Origin of the sequence: Mesorhizobium sp. B2-6-4 (assembly GCF_006441495.1) — a bacterium.
Taxonomy (GTDB): Bacteria; Pseudomonadota; Alphaproteobacteria; order Rhizobiales; family Rhizobiaceae; genus Mesorhizobium.
This window is the reverse complement of sequence record NZ_VFUE01000003.1, coordinates 374,339-390,609: the sequence shown is the minus strand read 5'-3', so window position 1 is coordinate 390,609 and position 16,271 is coordinate 374,339. Positions and strand designations below refer to the sequence as shown.

Below are 16,271 nucleotides of genomic sequence, written 5' to 3'. Positions count from 1 at the left end.
TAGCCATATTTCCGGAATCTATCGCATGACCTTCGACCTTTCCGGCCGCGTTGCGGTCGTCACCGGCGCCTCGCGCGGCATCGGTTACTTCATCGCCAGGGAACTGGCTGCCGCCGGCGCCCACGTCATTGCCGTGGCGCGCACCGTGGGCGGGCTGGAAGAACTCGACGACCAGATCAAGGCCGAGCGCGCCAAAACCGGCAAGGGCGAAGCGACGCTGGTGCCGCTCGACCTTGCCGACATGGCCGGCATCGACCGCCTGGGCGGCGCCATCCATGAGCGGTGGGGCAAGCTCGACATTCTCGTCGCCAATGCGGGCGTGCTCGGCGTGATCTCGCCGATCGGCCATGTCGAGGCGAAAACCTTCGAGAAGGTGATGACCATCAACGTCACCTCGACCTGGCGGCTGATCCGCTCGGTCGACCCGCTGCTGCGGCTCTCCGACGCCGGCCGGGCCATCATCCTGTCGTCCAACGCTGCTCACTCGGCCCGCGCCTTCTGGGCGCCCTACGCGGCTTCCAAGGCGGCGGTCGAGACGATGATGCGCTCCTGGGCACATGAGACGCAGAGCCTGCCCTTGCGCGTCAATGCCGCCGATCCGGGGGCCACCCGCACCGCGATGCGCGCGCAGGCCGTGCCCGGCGAGGACCCGGAAACGCTGCCGCATCCCTCCGAGATCGCCAAACGCATCGTGCCGCTGGCAAGCCCCGACCTGAAAGAGACAGGATTGATCTTCCAGGCCAAACACAACCGTTTCGTCGCCTACCGACAGCCGGAATAGCCGCATCTTTTTTATCGGAAGAATTCGGCTCCGGGCGGCGTTCCTCGAATGTAGATTCGAAGCTCAAACCCGGAGGACCGACATGCGCAGACTTATTCTCATCGCCGCCACCGCCATTGCCTCAGCCTTGGCCGCCGGCACAGCCTTGTCACAAGATGCCAAGATGAGCTTCTTCGTCACCAGCGTCGGCTCGGGCAAAGGGGCAGACCTCGGCGGCCTGAAGGGCGCCGACGCGCATTGCGCCTCGCTGGCGGAAGCAGCCGGCGTCACCGGCAAGACCTGGGCCGCATATCTGTCGACCAGCACCGAGGATGCGCGCGACCGCATCGGCAAGGGACCGTGGGTGAATGCCAAGGGCGTCAAGATAGCCGACGACGTCGCCTCGCTGCACGGCGATGCCAACGGCATCACCAAGCAGACGGCGCTCACCGAGAAAGGCGAGATGGTCAACGGCCGCGGCGACACGCCGAACCGCCACGACATGCTGACCGGCTCGAAACCCGACGGCACCAGGATCGCCGACCAGACCTGCGGTGACTGGACGATGAGCGGCACGGAAGGGGCAGCCATGATGGGCCATCACGACCGCACCGGGCTCGACGATTCAGCTGCCGCCAAATCCTGGAACTCTTCGCATGCTTCGCGCGGCGGCTGCGGCCAGGAGGCGCTGAAAGGCACCGGCGGCGACGGCCTGTTCTATTGTTTCGCAACGAATTGACCAGACCTCGCCCGCCCCGCCACATCACGCGGCTGTGATGTGGCGGCGGAAAGCTGAGTCGCGGTCATGCTTTCGTCATTTCCGCAGAGTTGATAGGATCGCATAGATTCCCACAACAAGCCCGGCTGGGCAGAGCAAGGAAATTCCCATGGCTTCGAGCGTAGCGTTGGTCTGGTACCTGGTAATCGCCGGCCCGCAAGGCGGCATGGTCGTGTTGCCCAGCACGTTCGACAAGCGCGAACAATGCACCGCCGCCATCACCGAATACCAGAAGCAGCCGGCCCCGACCGGCTGGTCGCTGCAATGCGTGCCGAGCGCGTCACCCTTCACCGACGAGGGCGACGCGGAGGAACCGGCAGCGCAGTAAGGCGCGATGCGGCGTCAGCGCCGTGCGCTGACCGTCAGTTCCGGCTTCTGGTTGATGGTCTGGAACACCACGCAGTAGCGTTCGGTCAGCTTCAGCAAGGAATCGATGCGCTCCTGCGGCTCATCGGTGTCGAGACTGAAATTCAGCCTGATGGCGCGAAAACCGACCGGCGCATCCTTGGCAACGCCAAGCGTGCCGCGAAAATCAAGGTCGCCTTCGGCCTCGACCGTGGCGGCGCCGAGCTTGAATTCGAGCGCCGTCGCCACCGCCTTGAGCGTCACGCCGGCGCAGGCCACAAGTGCCTCCAGCAGCATGTCGCCCGAGCAAAGCTCGAGCCCCGAGCCGCCGGTTGCGGGATGCAGACCGGCAATCGCGAGAGCCCTGCCCGTCTCGACCTTGCAGGCGATCGACTGGTCATCGAGACTGCCTCTGGCCCTGAGCGTGATGAGCGCGCGCGAAGCATCATCGCGATAGGTCTCTTTCAGCGGCGCCTGCATGGCCTTCAGTGCGGTGGCGTCCATTTCGCTGCCCCTTTCGACGATCGTTTCTGGCGCTGGCATGCGTCAACCCACCGAGATTTGCCCCGATCACACCGGAAAGCAAACATAATCATCGCGTTGGGACACAGGCGCGCAATCACTATCCCAAATGGACATTGACGGACGAGGTCTCAAAGACCGTCTGAGCCGTGCGAGTGCCGTCGTCCCATTTTCTGGTGACCGACTCGGGTCAACAAGGCTGGCGATGGGCAGTCGGGTGTGCCAACGGTTTCTCCTGATAGGAATTTTTTCTTGACAGGGTGAAGGCAGCTATGGTACATTTCTGGTTATGGTGCTGAGTTGCGCCACGGACCCGCCGTACAGGCGGTTTTTTTCATTCAATGCTCTCTCAATAGCGCGTCGAGAAGGCTTGCACGGAACCCGCTGACCCGGATTCGTTGCTTGATGGCGGGCGATCCGTCTTCAGCCGGACAAGCCTTTCCTTTGACTTCGATCGCATCGGCTATAGCTATGCGACAAGCGTTCTCGCGGAGGCGTCATGCCGTTCAAGTTGAAACTGATCTCTCTCATCCTGCTGATGCTTGCTGCCTTCGCACAGCCTGTGCTGGCTGAAACGCCGGAGAGGCCGGCGCCGACCGGCGGTGTGCTGTCGCTGCTGCCGCCGCCGCAGGTCACCAGCCATTCGATCACGGTTGCCGGACGCAAGCTGGACTATCAGGCCAAGACCGGCACGCTGTCGCTGCTTTCAGGCAAGGCCGACGTCACGGCGGAGATCTTTTATGTCGCCTATACGCTGCGGCCACCGGCCGACGCGGCAAAAACGGCACCACGCCCCATTACCTTCGTCTTCAATGGCGGCCCCGGGGCGGCTTCCGCCTATCTGCATCTCGGTGCGCTCGGTCCGCGCATCATCACGACCGGAGCCGATGGCGAATTCCTGCCGCCGCCGCAAAAGATCATCGACAATCCGGACAGCTGGCTCGACATGACCGACCTCGTCTTTGTCGATCCGGTCGGCACCGGCTACAGCCGCGAGGCTCCCGGGCAGAACACCCACGACTTCTGGGGCGTCAACCAGGACGCCAGCTCGATCGGCGCCTTCATCCGGCTCTATCTGGCCCAGAACGGCCGCAGCGGCTCGCCGCTTTTCCTGGCCGGGGAAAGCTATGGCGGGTTTCGCGCGGCGCTGCTCGCCAGGACTTTGCAGGAAGATGTCGGCCTTAGCCCGAGCGGCATCGTGCTGATCTCGCCGGCGCTGGAATTCATGCTGGTGCAACCCGACGAATTCGAGCCGCTGCACTGGGCTCTCGAACTCCCCTCGCTGGCGTCGGTGCGGCTCAGTGCCGACGGCGTTACCGGCGAGGCGCTGCGGGCGCAGTTGGCCGCGGTCGAGCGCTATGCGCTTGGCGACTACCTCACGGCGCTGGCCAGCGGGCTGGAGCAAGGCGGGCGGCTGGCGAGCCAGCGGGTGGCCGAGATCACCGGCCTGCCCCTCGACCTCGTGCAGCGGAATTTCGCGCGTATACCGACCAGCCTTTTCGCGAGGGAGTTTGCCCGCTCGAAAAGCAAGGTGCTCAGCCCCTATGACGCCATGATCGGCACGGCCGACATCGCTCCTGAAAGCGCTCGCACCGCCGGACCCGATCCTGTGCTCGACCGCAGCGTTCCAGCATTGACCTCGGCTTTTGTCGGCTATGCCCGCGACGAATTGAACTACCACACCGATGTCAGCTACCGGCTGCTCAATGGCGAGATCAGCCGCAATTGGGACTACGGCACATCGCGGCAGGGCTATGCCGGCGTGATGAACGATCTGCAGCGGGCGCGCTCGCTCAATCCCGCGCTCGGCGTCGTCATCGTCAACGGCTACACCGACCTCGTCACGCCCTATCTGGCATCTCGCTATCTGGTGAACCAGGTACCGACGCTCGCCGGTGCAAAGCCCATCCGCGTCGATGTGCTGGACGGAGGACACATGATGTATTTCAGGCCGGACGGAAGGCGGGCGCTCAAGGCAGCGGCGGCGGAGCTTTACCAAGCGACGCAGTAAGCGTCGCTTGGAAACACCGGAGTGACGGGCAGTCCGCGATACGCTGGCGGGACAGTTCGCTCCTCTGTCCTCCAGGCAAAGGAGCCGCGAAGGACATCGCAGTTCATCTTGGCCGCCGGCTGCCTTCAACCGGCCTGCGGCGCCGAAGCGATCTCACACCCGTGGCTGTGACTTCACATGGGCAATGTAGCCGCGCACGTCGCTGGCCGGGTCTGCATAGGCCTTGCCGAGCTTCTTCTCCATCGCGGCCATGTAGTCGCTGGCCCATTCGGGCAGGGCATAGTCGATGACGGCGAGAAATTCGAGTGTCGCCGCCAGGCGGATGTCGGCGATAGACGGGTTCTTGCCTCCAATGAAGGGCTTGCCGTCCCTGAAGAAGGAGTGGAACACCTCCAGCGGTTCGGAAATGGCGGCGATCGCCGCCTTCTGCGCCTCGGCCTTCCTGTCGGGATGAGCGTCGCTGTGGCCGACCTCTCCGGCGTATTGCGGGAAACCGAGCGCCGGATAGGTGGCGCGCGCCACATAGGGATAGAGCGTGCCGATCAGATAGAACATGGCGCTGTCGATCATCGCCCGCTTGGCAGGCGCCTTGGGGTAGAATTTCTCCAGCCCGTGCTTGTTGGCGAGATACTGCATGATGGCGCAGCTTTCCCAAAGCACCCCTCGCGGCAGGCCCTTGTCCTCGATCATCGGAGTCAGATGGGCCGGGTTGCGCGCCATGAATTCGGGCGAACGCGTGCTGCCCCAGGCGTCGGCCTCGGCATGGTCCAGCCCGGCGGCGCGGGCAAACACCCGAACCGTCATGTTGTTGACGCTGGGCTTCAGCATGCTGATCATCAGGGCGGGGTTCTTCGCCGATTTCCCCTTGGTCCTGGACGCGGTTTTGCCGGCGGTTGCTGCTTTTGACGCCGCCTTGGCCGAAGGCTTTGCCGATATTTTTGGCACCGGCTTGGTTGAAGCTTTTGCTGCTGGTTTTGCCATAGCCTTTGGTGTCGCCTTAGCTGCCGGCCTCCTCGCACCCTTCGTCGCTGTCTTTGCCATCTGTTCCTCCCTTTGTTTATTCAAAATCAATATGGATTGCGCGGCGCCCTGTCGGCCGACAATGTCGCGCGCGAGCGCTCGACCAGCGCCTGGATGGCGTCGGCCAGATGCGCCTCGGCAATGTTGTAGTCGCCACGCGCGACGCGGAGCTTGTGCGCTTCCATCAGCACGTCGGCATGGCCAAAGCCGGCCGGCGGCTCGAAACGGTAGGAAGCAAGTTCGATCAGCAGCCCAAGCGGATCCTCGAAATAGATCGAATCCATGAAACCGCGGTCCTTGACGCCACTGTGCTTGATGGCGCGCTCGTCAAGCCGGGCGACCGCCTGCAGGAAGGTGACGCGCGATACGGCAAAGGCGATGTGGTGGACGCAACCCGTGTCGGTCGGCGTGCGGCGCTTTGCCGGCGTGCGGGTCTCGTCGGTAAAGATGGTGATCAGCCGCCCGTCGCCCGGATCGAAATAGAGATGGCTTTCGGCTGCCTTGTCGAGGTTGGGTTGCTCGAAAATGAATGGCATGCCCAGCACGCCTTCCCAGAAATCGATCGACGTCTGGCGACCGGCGCCGACCAGCGTGATGTGATGGACGCCTTGCGATTGCAGTTTCTGCATTGCGTTCTCCCCCTGATGTCGGCGTTTCGATATCCGTAAGTGCCGGCTGTCAGCCCGCCGCCATGATGCGAATGGCGTCTCTTATGCGAGCGCTGGCTTCCTGATCCGCGCCGTTCCCTTGGCTCGCCGAACCTTACGCGCCGGCTTTGTGAGACGATGCTAAACCAATCAGTCGCGCCGCGCCAGAAGCCGCATCCGGGATCGGCCCTGCCCCAACGCAAGCACGGCGCTGGAGCAGCGCCATGCAAGGTTTCGCCCCTATAGCTGGCGGGAGCGGAGCCGACAGGGGCCGGAGCCGTTTTCACACAAGGCCGCTTGTCGCATGGCCGATGTCGCCATTCTCGAAACACGCGAAAGGGTTCTCGCCGGTATCCTCCTGACCGGCGCCGCCTATTTGCTTTTTTCGACGCAGGACGCTTCCATCAAGCTGCTGGTAGCCGGCATGAGCGTCTGGCAGATCCTGTTCTTCCGCAGCATCACCATACTGACCGCCTGCGCGGCGATCGGCGGACGGCATCTCTATGCGGAGACGGCGCGGTCGCCGATCGTGTGGCCGATGCTGTTGCGCAGCGTCTTCACCCTGGCGGCGTGGCTTTGTTATTACAATGCCGCGCGCAGCCTGCAGCTCGCCGAACTGACCATCGTCTATTACGCGGCCCCGATCATCGTCACCGTGCTTTCGGTGGTGATGCTTGGCGAAAAAGTGCCAATGCTGCGCTGGCTGGCGGTGGCAATCGGCTCGCCGGCGTCTTTGTCGCCTGTGACCCTGCCCATCTCGGGCTGTCCGTGCCGGTGCTGCTGGTGCTGGCCGCCGCTTTCCTGTGGGGCATCGCCATCGTGCTGTTGCGCAAGACAGCACTTGCCGAGCGCTCGATGATCCAGCTCATGCTCAACAATTTCTATTTCCTGATATTCTCGGCGGTGCCCGCGCTGCTCTGGTGGAAGATACCCGGCTGGAGCGAACTGCTTCTGCTTGCCAGCGTCGGCGCGCTCGGCGGCTTGGCGCAGTATCTTCTCTTCGAAGGCATGAAACGGACGCCGGCCTCGATCATCGCGCCGCTGGAATACACTTCGCTGTTGTGGGCCTTCGCGCTCGGCTTCGCCATCTGGGGCGACGTGCCGCGTCGCGAAGTGTTTTTCGGCGCTGCTCTCATCATCACCGCAGGGCTGCTGATCGTCGGCGGCGAGCATTTCCGCAAACGGCTGTGACGGGCCAGACTTCTGACACTACGATGTCAGGACAGAACCACGTAAATTGGCTTTCATGACCGATGTAGCAGCCGCCACCGACACCGCAGAACGGACACTTGGCATCATCCTGGTGTCGTCGTCGGCGGCGGTGTTCGGATTGACCGGCGTGCTGACCAAATCGATCCATGCCGATCCGCTGACCATCACCTGCTGGCGCGGTTTCGTCGGCTCGATCCTGATCAGCCTCTATGTGCTGTGGCGCCGCCACCGCTCCGGCAACCGCCAAACGCTGCGGCTCGGCTGGCGCGGCTGGCTGCTGGCGGTGGAAGGCGCGCTGGCCAGCATCGCCTTCATCTGCGCCTTCAAATTCACCTTCGTCGCCAATGTCACGGTCATCTACGCGACGTCGCCTTTCATTGCCGCGCTGCTCGCCTTCCTGCTGGTGCGCGAGCCCTTCCGCCTGCAGACGATGTTAGCCGCCGCCGTCTCGCTTTGCGGCGTCGCGGTCATGGTCTGGTCGAGCTTCGGCACAGGCAATCTGTTCGGAGACGGGCTGGCGCTGCTGATGACGGTCGGCAGCGCGCTCTACATGATCATGGTGCGCGCCTTCCGCGACACGCCGGCGGTCTGGGCAGGCGCGGTCTCGGCCCTGCTGTTGTTCATACTCAGCTGGTTCGTCACCGACCCGCTTGCCGTCTCGGCAAGGGATGCCGTGCTGCTCGTCGCCTTCGGCTCGAGCTTCGCACTCTCCTCGATCCTGTGGACGGAAGGCGCGAGGCTCATCCCGGCGGCTGAATCCGGCCTGCTCGGCTCTGCCGAAGTGCCGTTCGCGATCCTGTTTGCCTTCCTTTTCCTGGCCGAGATACCGCCCATGGCCAGCATGATCGGCGGCGCAATCGTGCTTTGCGCGGTCTTTGCCCATGCCGGCCGCGACTGGCTGTCGGCAAAGCAGCAACAAGCGCCAGGGCCGTTGTGAAAGCCGAGCCCAAAAAAATTTGCGCAGTCACGGAACCATCATCCGGTTCAGGCATTGTTGAGCCGACGGACCACCCCCCGAGTCCCCCCAAACCCCTCGGTCCGTCCTACTCCAAGCCGACCGCAAGGTCGGCTTTTTCTTTGGCCCCACGCCTGAAGACAGGCAGCTGTCAGCCAAAAAGTCCTGGCACAGCCAGGCCGGCGCCGAGCAGTGCGGCCAAATCCCGCGCCGGGTTCTCGGTATCGGCGCGCAGCCGGATGGCGAATTCGGCAACGGGCACGGGCGGCAGGTCGAACGTGCGCGGTGCTTCGACGATGCCGGAATGGGCAAAGCGCGCGGTGCGCAGCGTCAGCGCAATGCCGGCCTTGACCGCCGTGCGCAGGCCGGCCAGGCTCGCGCTGCCGGCCGCAACGCGATAGCGCCGGCCGGCCGAATCGAGCGCCGAGATCGCCGCTTCGCGGAAGCCGCAATGCGGATCGAGCAGCGCAAGCGGCAATTCGTCCTGTCGCGCAGCCAGCCCTTTTTGCGAACACAGCCACATCATCGGCTCGCGCAGCAGGCCGATTTCGTCCGGCGTCGCCGCCTGCCGCATAACGATCGCCAGATCCAGGCTACCGCCCTGAAGGGCTTGCGCCAGCTCGGCGGAGCGGCCGACGCGCAGCTCGATCCTGACGCGCGGATGGCTTTCGGCGAAGGCACGCAGCAAATCGGGCAAGCCGCTGTCGGCGAAATCCTGCGTCGTACCGATCGCGATGCGTCCGTCGGCCCTTGCGCCCTTCAGGCCGAGCCAGGCTTCACGATGCGCTGCAAGGATACGCCGGGCATGGCCGACAAGCTCCTCACCGGTCGGCGTCAGGCTGCGGCCCCTGCCCTGCGGCGCCAGGAGCGGTTCGCCGACAGCCTCTTCCAGCCGCTGCATCTGCGCCGTCACAGCCGACGGTGAACGGCCGACGATAGAGGCCGCCTGCGCCAGCGAGCCGCCGTCGGCGAAGGCGAGGAATGTCCTCAAGAGGTCGGGATCGAGCGTTTTCATAATTCGATATTATCGAAGTATTCTCTGAAAACAATTCGATTTTCATGTTTCCTGGTTGGTGACAGGGTTGCATCATCGGCTGACAGAGGCCGCCAGAACCAAGGAGAAGGACAATGCCCATCATCAACGTCAGCGTCACCGGGAAGCCCGACGCCACGCTGTCCGCCAGGATCGCCAAGGAGGCGACCGAACTCACCGCCACGCACCTTCGCAAGGATCCGACCATAACGGCGGTTGCCGTCTCCTATCTCGATCCGCAGCACTGGTTCGCCGGCGGCACGTCGCTGGCCGAGCATGGGACCAATACGTTCTGGCTCGACATCAAGGTGGTCGACGGCACCAACACCAAGCTCGAGCTGGAAGCCTATCTCAAGGCGATCTTCGCCGCCTTCGGGCGCCTGCTCGGGTCCGTGCACGAAGAAAGCTACGCCTTCGTCCACGAAGTGCCGGCCGCCGCCTACGGTTATGGCGGCAAAACGCAGGAATTCCGCTTCATCAGCGGGAGACTGAAGGCGGCGTAAAGGATGCCGCTTTTGCCCTTCCCTTCGTGAGAGGCGGCAAGAGGCCCTTGCGCATTGACCTTGCCCGCACATCGTCTAGGTTCTTGCCGAAGCGGCCGCAGAGCCGAGGTGCAAGGAACGTTGGGAGAGACGCGGCATGATCCTGACACTGGCGCTGCTTGCGGGTCTGGTCGTGGCCTGGCTGCTGATCGGGGTAGTGGAAAAGTTCCGCCTCGGCCTGCGCTTTGCCCAGGCGCTGCTCTACGTGCCGTTCAAGCTCGCGTACCGGATCAGCGACAGCCGCATGGCAATCGCGCGCGATGCGGCGGCGCCAGTCATCTATGTCATCTCACATCAGTCGCACTTCGAACCGGCGCTGATGCTGTCGCTGCTGCCTGACGACACGCTGCACATCCTCGACGGAGCCTCGGCCAGGGCACCATGGCTAGAGCCGTGGCGCGAGCTTGGCCGCACCATCGCCTTCAACGCCGAACACGTCTTCGTCAGCCGCAGGCTGGTGCGCGTGCTGAAGGGCAAGGGCCGGCTTGCCGTCTACCTGCCGGACGCGGTCGAGCCCGACGTCAAGTCGTTCCGGCTGTTTCGCGCTGTCACGCGCATCGCCATGCAGGCCGATGCCCGCATCGTGCCGATCTTCGTCGGCGGCGCCCGCGACCTTCCGGTCTCGTTGACGCCGGCCAGCATCGTGCCCCGGCGCTGGTTCCCGCGCCTGTCGATCAGCGCATTGGAACCAATGACCATTGCCGAGCTGGTGGCGCGCATTCCCGAGCAGGCCTCGAACACCAACGCGCTGTTCGACCGCTTCGCCGAGGCGCGCTTCGCAGCCGCCGATCTCGATCGCGGCCTGTTCCTGGCCATGCGTGACGCCGCAACCAGGGTCGGCGCATCGCATCCGATCATCGAGGACGTCGTCTCGGGCGCGCTCAGCTATCGAAAACTGTTTATCGGCGCGCGCGTGCTGGGCAGGCGTTTCGAGACGGTGACGGCGCCCGGCGAAGCGGTCGGCCTGCTCCTGCCCAACGCCAATGGCGTGGTGCTGTCCCTGGTCGGGCTGCTCTCGGCCGGGCGGGTGGCCGCGATGATCAACTACACCGCGGGTCCGGCCAGCGTCACCGCCGCCATCCGCACGGCGGTGATCCGCACGGTCGTCTCCTCCCACGCCTTCATCGAGAAGGCCGACCTCGGCGATATCGTGACGGCGGTCGAAAAGGGCGGCGCGAAATTTCTCTGGCTGGAGGATACACGCGCAAGCGTGACAGCGCTGGAAAAGCTTACCGCCGCCTTGCTGTGGCGCTGGCCGCTGCAGCGCCAGGACGCAGCCAAACCCGCGGTCATCCTGTTCACCTCCGGTTCGGAAGGCACGCCGAAGGCGGTGGTGCTGTCGCACAAGAACCTTTACGCCAACGCCATGCAGGCGGAAGCCCGTATCACCATCTCGCCGGCCGATATCCTGCTCAACGTATTGCCTGTGTTCCACTCCTTCGGGCTGACGGGCGGCACCATCCTGCCGCTGGTTACAGGCGTAAAGCTGTTCCTTTACCCTTCGCCTCTCCACTACAAGATCATCCCCGAGATCGCCCGTAAGGTGAAGCCGACGGTCATGTTCGGCACCGACACTTTCCTCGCCAATTACGCGCGTGCCGCCAAGGACGGCGATTTTTCCAGCCTGCGCTTCGTCGTCGCCGGCGCCGAAGCGGTAAAGCCGGAAACCCGCCGCACCTATCGCGAGCGTTTCCAGGCCGAGATCATCGAAGGCTTTGGGCTGACCGAGGCCGCGCCCGTGGTTGCCGTCAACACCGCCATCCATAGCCGCGACGGCACCGTCGGGCGGCTGCTGCCGGCCATCCGCATGAAGCTCGAACCCGTCGAAGGCATCGATGGCGCCGGCCGTCTGTGGCTCCACGGTCCGAATATGATGATGGGCTACATGACCGCCGACCGACCGGGCGAATTGCAGCGGCTCGAAGGCTGGCACGACACCGGCGACATCGTCTCGGTCGACCGCGAGGGCTTCATCACCATTCGCGGCCGGGCCAAGCGTTTCGCCAAGATCGCCGGCGAGATGGTGTCGCTGGGTGCGGTCGAGATGCTGGTGCAGTCGCTGTGGCCGGAAGAGCGCCATGCCGCCGTGGCGGTGCCCGACAAACGGCGCGGCGAGCGCATCGTGCTGGTGACCACCGCCGACGATGCGAGTGCCGAGGAACTGCGCCAATTCGGCAAGAAGGCCGGGGCGGCCGAACTGATGGTGCCCAACGACATCGTCAAGGTGGAAGAGATCCCGGCGCTGGGCTCGGGCAAGACCGACTACGTGTCGGCCCGCAGACTGGCCATCGATCGTCTGGGGCTGAGTGCGGCGGCGTAGGCGAACGGCCTGAAGGGTCGTCTCGCCTAAATCGCAGGGCCCGGGCGCAAAGCGCTGGCCTTCAATGCACCCTCTGTCGCCTTCAAAGAGGGATAACAGCGTTATCCTATATCCGAAGGCGGCACCTGCTCGCCTTCCAGCCTGGCGCGCTTCGAATAGGCACGCACGCTGAACGGCAGGAAGAGGAGATAACCGGCGACGGAGGCCGTCAGCGTGTACCAGGGATAGGTCATCAAGAGCAGGATATAGAGCACGACCCCCAGGATGACGGGCAATACCTTGTCACCCGGCACCTTGATGCTCTTACCCGAATAGACCGGCAAACGGCTGACCAGCAGGAAGGCGACCAGTACGGTGAAGCCGGTGGCGATGAAGGCGGCCGGGCGGCCGGGCTCCAGCCCAAGCCGCAGGAAATACAGATAAAGCGGCAGCATCACCAGCACGGCGCCCGCCGGCGCCGGTACCCCAACGAAATATTCGGTCTGCCATGCCGGCCGCTCGGCCTTTTCCTCGTCAAGAACATTGAAGCGGGCGAGCCGCATGCCGCAGGCGATGGTGAACAAAAGGGCGGCAATCCAGCCCGGCGATCCCGCGCGGTCGAGCAGGAAAGCGTAAAGCACCAGCGCGGGCGCGACGCCGAAATTGACGATGTCGGCCAGCGAATCCATCTGCGCGCCGAATTTCGACGTCGCCTTCAGCATTCGCGCCAACCGGCCGTCTATGCCGTCGAGGAACGCGGCGAGCAGCACCATGACCACCGCGGGCTCGAAGCGGTTCTCGAAAGCGAAGCGGATGCCGGACAAGCCGGCACAGATGGCGAGCACCGTAACCAGATTGGGCAGCACCATGCGCATCGGGATTTCGCGGATGCGCGGGCCGCCGCTGGCATGCGCCTCGAATTTCTTGAACGGCGCGCCCACCGGTCAGGAGATCCGCACGAGAGGCGTGGCGGCGATACCGCCGAATTCCGCCAGCACCGTTTCGCCGGCGACCGCCGTCTGGCCGACGGCCACGCGTGGTGTCGCCGCCTCCGGCAGGAAGACGTCGACGCGCGAGCCGAAGCGGATCAGGCCGAAACGCTCGCCGATGGCGATCGAGCCGCCGGTCTCGGCCCAGCAGACGATGCGCCGCGCCACGAGGCCAGCGATCTGCACTGCCGCGACGGTGCCGTTGGGGCTGTCGATGACCAGCCCGTTGCGCTCGTTCTCGGTGCTTGCCTTGTCGAGTTCGGCATTGAGGAATTTTCCGGGCCGATGCTCGATACGGGAAATCTTGCCGCGCACCGGGGCGCGGTTCACGTGGCAGGAAAAGACGTTCATGAACACCGATATGCGGGTCATTTCGGCATTGCCGAGGCCAAGCTCGCGCGGCGGCACGGCCGGGCCGACCGCCGAGATGACGCCATCGGCGGGGCTCACCACCAGACTGTCATCGACCGGCGTCACCCGCTCGGGATCGCGGAAGAAATAGGCGCACCAGGCGGTGAGGATGAGCCCGATCCAAAACAGGATCGAGGAGAAATAGCCGAGGAAAAGCGTGCCCGCGCCGAAGGCGGCGATGAACGGATAGCCCTCGCGATGGATCGGTACGAACGCGTTCTTGACCGTATCGACAAGGCTCATGGGATGGGGCAGTCCCTGTTTCAGGTTCGGCCTCAATAACCGAAACACCCTCTGCCCGCAACGCGACAATGGGGAAGGAGGGTGGACGAGCTAGCCCGCAGCAGCGGAACGATCAAAGTGCTCGGCGAGTTCCGGGATTGTAGCGTCGGCAAGCTTTTCGTTATCTTTGCCACGCAAGAGCACACTACCATTCCACGAAGACAGCAAGAGGAAGGCCCGGTCAGACGCCAACACCACCCAGTTCACGACCACGCCTTCCGCCGTTTGCACGATTGAGTTCGCTGAAACGATGGCGTCCGTCGGGTCGAATCCGGCTTTGCGCAGTAGAAGGTCGACAGCAGCCGGGGCATGATACTGCTCAGCCAATTCGACAACCATTTTGATTTCCGAGCCTTCAGCGTGGCCAAGTCGGTTGCCTACTCGCGGAGCGATGGCTCCCAAAGAATTCTCACCCGGGCGTATGACCGGTGGGTCTTCCGCCGCGATGTATTCGTAGATATCGGCGTGCGTCTCAGTTGCAACGCATAGCCGAGGCTCCTTCGCACTGGTACGCAGTTGGAAAACCATCTGCATCTCACCCCCGACATCCAGCATTCTTGCCATGCCAAAGCCCAATCTGACCTCAGGCGGAGACACCTTGGCGCAGGCGAGACCGGCCCCAACGTCGCGCCAGCCGATCATCTGGCGCACCAGCTTGCTAATCGAACGATGAAGAAGCCTGGCTTCGCGTTGCGGGTTGGCCATCACCAGACCGTGTATAACATCGCTGTAGTCGTCATCTTCGACAATCTGTAGATCAGGCCACGAGACGATCCAGCGCGCCAAGAAACCCTGCATCGGTGCAGCCTCATCTGCGTGGTAGAACTCACCGTCAAGCGCATCCAGAAAATCGTCGCAACCACCCTCGAAGCCCGTTTGTTCGGCCGCCTCATCGGGATGCTCGGCAATCCAGGAGGACATCTTTTCCAAAGTCGCCAATTGGCCGCTCGCACCGCTAGCAGCGAGTCCAACTCGGGCGTTCGTAATCATGGCGTTGGTTTCCTCTGCGCCATTGTAGATGAATTGACTGTGCCCGCCATTCTTCACCTCAGCCGAGTACGAGTTTGCGTGGGAAACCTGCATCGCCCTCGGGCTGATCTCCGGATATCGGTAGAGCCCTTCATAAGTCATGGTATGGATGAAAATCTCAACGGCGAAGACGAGTTCCGAGGGGCTATCGATTGCCTTTTCTACTGTTGAACGGCGCACAAAAACCGGCAGCGGCAGCCTGACCTGTGGCCACCTGGCAGCATTCGGCGCGAGTTTTTCAGACGTTTTTTTAGACTTGCGAAAGAAAAATCCGAACATCGAAAATGCTTTCATAGACCGCAAAGCAACCGCGGCTGGTTGTTCCCGAGGTGACAATATCACCTGCTTTTAGATTTGAAAGAGACCCAGGTATGTGCAGATTTGGCGGGATCACCATCGCGTATTAGCCTTTCAGAATTGTCGGCCGCCATGTCGGCAAGCCATACGCTCGCCCGTCCTTGGCAGGACAGTGCCCCGCGACGCCTTCGGAACGGTGACGTGGGTCACGCAGCCAAGGAGCCAGCAATGTCATCCGTTGCCGAGAACGCCAAGATTATCGCCAAGGGCCTCGCTTTCGGGGAATCGCCGCGTTGGCATGAGGGACGCCTGTGGCTCTGCAACTGGGGTACCGGAGAGATCGTCGCCGTGAGCGAAGACGGCAAGAGCAGGGTGATGCTCACCGTGCCAGCGGTCCTGCCCTACTCCATCGACTGGCTGCCGGATGGCAGGTTGCTCGTGATTTCAGGCCGCGAAGGCCTGCTGCTAAGGCAGGAGGTGGATGGCAGGCTCGTCACCCATGCCGATCTGCGCGACCTTTCGAAAAGCCCCTGGAACGAGATCGTCGTCGATGGGCGCGGCAATATCTATGTCAATGGCGGCGGCCCGGCGCCGGCACCCGGCCAGCATTTCGGCCCGGGCACGATCGTGCTGATCACGCCGGACGGGACGGCCAGGCAAGTGGCTGGGAATATCGCGTTTGCCAATGGCATGGCTGTGACCCCGGACAACAGGACGCTGATCATTGCCGAATCCCACTCCAACCGGCTGACCGCCTTCGACATAGCCGCCGACGGCACTCTGGCTAATCGGCGGGTGTGGGCCGATGTCGACGGCTATCCCGATGGCATCTGCCTAGATGCCGAAGGGACGGTCTGGTACGCGGATGTTCCCAACAAGCGCTGTGCGCAGGTACGCGAAGGCGGTGAGCTGCTGCAGACCGTGACCGCCGATCGCGGCTGCTTCGCCTGCATGCTGGGCGGTGTCGACGGCAGGACGCTGTTCATCACCGCAGCCGAGTGGCGCGGCTTCGACCACATGTCGAGCGACGCCCGCACTGGTCAGGTGCTGGGCGTCGCTGTTTCCTCGCCTGGCGCGGGATGGCCGTCTTACATTTCGGGCACACGCTGATTGGCGAAAGCGACGGAGATAGCCAACGC

Annotated in this window: 15 protein-coding genes and 1 pseudogene; 9 read left to right on the top strand and 7 right to left on the bottom strand. The window is 63.6% G+C overall.

The genetic code is table 11. The annotated features are described in order from the left end of the window. Positions 1-25: 25 nt before the first annotated feature. The 3 genes from FJ426_RS06500 (at position 26) to FJ426_RS06490 (ending at position 1,866) form a co-directional block, all read left to right on the top strand. Positions 26-781 (top strand): SDR family NAD(P)-dependent oxidoreductase, encoded by a 756-nt coding sequence (locus FJ426_RS06500; protein WP_140494482.1) that lies wholly within the window; start codon positions 26-28, stop codon positions 779-781. 82 nt (positions 782-863) lie between these two features. Next, a complete protein-coding gene (locus tag FJ426_RS06495; protein WP_140555762.1) occupies positions 864-1,499 on the top strand; it encodes a hypothetical protein in 636 nt (211 codons plus the stop codon). Positions 1,500-1,647: 148 nt separating this feature from the next. After that, positions 1,648-1,866, top strand: a complete 219-nt coding sequence (locus tag FJ426_RS06490) for a hypothetical protein (RefSeq protein ID WP_140494486.1) — start codon at positions 1,648-1,650, stop codon at positions 1,864-1,866. A gap of 14 nt (positions 1,867-1,880) precedes the next feature. Here FJ426_RS06490 and FJ426_RS06485 read toward each other — a convergent pair whose 3' ends face one another. After that, entirely contained in the window at positions 1,881-2,387 is a 507-nt protein-coding gene (locus FJ426_RS06485; RefSeq protein WP_140494488.1) for an OsmC family protein, read from the bottom strand. Positions 2,388-2,904: 517 nt separating this feature from the next. On the opposite strand from FJ426_RS06485, the gene FJ426_RS06480 reads away from it, so the two are divergent. Next, on the top strand, positions 2,905-4,416 hold the full coding sequence (locus FJ426_RS06480; protein ID WP_140562448.1) for a peptidase S10: 1,512 nt from the start codon (positions 2,905-2,907) through the stop codon (positions 4,414-4,416). A 153-nt stretch (positions 4,417-4,569) separates the two neighbouring features. On the opposite strand, the gene FJ426_RS06475 is transcribed toward FJ426_RS06480, so the two are convergent. After that, complete coding sequence (locus tag FJ426_RS06475; protein ID WP_140562450.1) at positions 4,570-5,457, bottom strand: glutathione S-transferase family protein; 888 nt, start codon at positions 5,455-5,457, stop codon at positions 4,570-4,572. A 26-nt stretch (positions 5,458-5,483) separates the two neighbouring features. Beyond that, positions 5,484-6,065 (bottom strand): VOC family protein, encoded by a 582-nt coding sequence (locus FJ426_RS06470; protein ID WP_140562452.1) that lies wholly within the window; start codon positions 6,063-6,065, stop codon positions 5,484-5,486. Between the two features lie 322 nt (positions 6,066-6,387). Here FJ426_RS06470 and FJ426_RS06465 point away from each other — a divergent pair. Both FJ426_RS06465 and FJ426_RS06460 read left to right on the top strand, forming a co-directional pair. After that, positions 6,388-7,274: pseudogene (locus tag FJ426_RS06465) on the top strand (DMT family transporter). A 55-nt stretch (positions 7,275-7,329) separates the two neighbouring features. Continuing rightward, entirely contained in the window at positions 7,330-8,232 is a 903-nt protein-coding gene (locus FJ426_RS06460) for a DMT family transporter (RefSeq protein WP_140824827.1), read from the top strand. Between the two features lie 169 nt (positions 8,233-8,401). Here FJ426_RS06460 and FJ426_RS06455 read toward each other — a convergent pair whose 3' ends face one another. Next, positions 8,402-9,265, bottom strand: coding sequence for a LysR substrate-binding domain-containing protein (locus FJ426_RS06455; RefSeq protein WP_140494499.1), 864 nt, complete (start codon positions 9,263-9,265; stop codon positions 8,402-8,404). Positions 9,266-9,378: 113 nt separating this feature from the next. Between FJ426_RS06455 and FJ426_RS06450 the strand changes: the two genes are divergently transcribed. Further along, positions 9,379-9,786, top strand: a complete 408-nt coding sequence (locus FJ426_RS06450; protein WP_140494501.1) for a 4-oxalocrotonate tautomerase family protein — start codon at positions 9,379-9,381, stop codon at positions 9,784-9,786. A 136-nt stretch (positions 9,787-9,922) separates the two neighbouring features. After that, positions 9,923-12,145, top strand: a complete 2,223-nt coding sequence (locus FJ426_RS06445) for an AMP-binding protein (RefSeq protein ID WP_140562456.1) — start codon at positions 9,923-9,925, stop codon at positions 12,143-12,145. A 101-nt stretch (positions 12,146-12,246) separates the two neighbouring features. Here FJ426_RS06445 and FJ426_RS06440 read toward each other — a convergent pair whose 3' ends face one another. The 3 genes from FJ426_RS06440 to FJ426_RS06430 form a co-directional block, all read right to left on the bottom strand. Then, positions 12,247-13,065, bottom strand: a complete 819-nt coding sequence (locus FJ426_RS06440; RefSeq protein WP_140562458.1) for a phosphatidylcholine/phosphatidylserine synthase — start codon at positions 13,063-13,065, stop codon at positions 12,247-12,249. A 3-nt stretch (positions 13,066-13,068) separates the two neighbouring features. Further along, a complete protein-coding gene (locus tag FJ426_RS06435) occupies positions 13,069-13,767 on the bottom strand; it encodes a phosphatidylserine decarboxylase (RefSeq protein ID WP_140520667.1) in 699 nt (232 codons plus the stop codon). A gap of 90 nt (positions 13,768-13,857) precedes the next feature. Next, positions 13,858-15,129, bottom strand: coding sequence for a DUF4375 domain-containing protein (locus FJ426_RS06430; protein WP_140517831.1), 1,272 nt, complete (start codon positions 15,127-15,129; stop codon positions 13,858-13,860). A 231-nt stretch (positions 15,130-15,360) separates the two neighbouring features. Between FJ426_RS06430 and FJ426_RS06425 the strand changes: the two genes are divergently transcribed. Continuing rightward, complete coding sequence (locus tag FJ426_RS06425) at positions 15,361-16,242, top strand: SMP-30/gluconolactonase/LRE family protein (protein ID WP_140559473.1); 882 nt, start codon at positions 15,361-15,363, stop codon at positions 16,240-16,242. Positions 16,243-16,271 lie beyond the last annotated feature (29 nt).

Bases quoted from the DNA above. Each gene is read 5' to 3' on its own strand.
- FJ426_RS06430 (WP_140517831.1), bottom strand. From the start codon at position 15,129: ATGAAAGCATTTTCGATGTTCGGATTTTTCTTTCGCAAGTCTAAAAAA.
- FJ426_RS06460 (WP_140824827.1), top strand. From the start codon at position 7,330: ATGACCGATGTAGCAGCCGCCACCGACACCGCAGAACGGACACTTGGC.
- FJ426_RS06495 (WP_140555762.1), top strand. From the start codon at position 864: ATGCGCAGACTTATTCTCATCGCCGCCACCGCCATTGCCTCAGCCTTG.
- FJ426_RS06475 (WP_140562450.1), bottom strand. From the start codon at position 5,457: ATGGCAAAGACAGCGACGAAGGGTGCGAGGAGGCCGGCAGCTAAGGCG.
- FJ426_RS06470 (WP_140562452.1), bottom strand. From the start codon at position 6,065: ATGCAGAAACTGCAATCGCAAGGCGTCCATCACATCACGCTGGTCGGC.
- FJ426_RS06425 (WP_140559473.1), top strand. From the start codon at position 15,361: ATGTCATCCGTTGCCGAGAACGCCAAGATTATCGCCAAGGGCCTCGCT.
- FJ426_RS06435 (WP_140520667.1), bottom strand. From the start codon at position 13,767: ATGAGCCTTGTCGATACGGTCAAGAACGCGTTCGTACCGATCCATCGC.
- FJ426_RS06500 (WP_140494482.1), top strand. From the start codon at position 26: ATGACCTTCGACCTTTCCGGCCGCGTTGCGGTCGTCACCGGCGCCTCG.
- FJ426_RS06485 (WP_140494488.1), bottom strand. From the start codon at position 2,387: ATGGACGCCACCGCACTGAAGGCCATGCAGGCGCCGCTGAAAGAGACC.
- FJ426_RS06490 (WP_140494486.1), top strand. From the start codon at position 1,648: ATGGCTTCGAGCGTAGCGTTGGTCTGGTACCTGGTAATCGCCGGCCCG.
- FJ426_RS06445 (WP_140562456.1), top strand. From the start codon at position 9,923: ATGATCCTGACACTGGCGCTGCTTGCGGGTCTGGTCGTGGCCTGGCTG.
- FJ426_RS06480 (WP_140562448.1), top strand. From the start codon at position 2,905: ATGCCGTTCAAGTTGAAACTGATCTCTCTCATCCTGCTGATGCTTGCT.
- FJ426_RS06450 (WP_140494501.1), top strand. From the start codon at position 9,379: ATGCCCATCATCAACGTCAGCGTCACCGGGAAGCCCGACGCCACGCTG.
- FJ426_RS06455 (WP_140494499.1), bottom strand. From the start codon at position 9,265: ATGAAAACGCTCGATCCCGACCTCTTGAGGACATTCCTCGCCTTCGCC.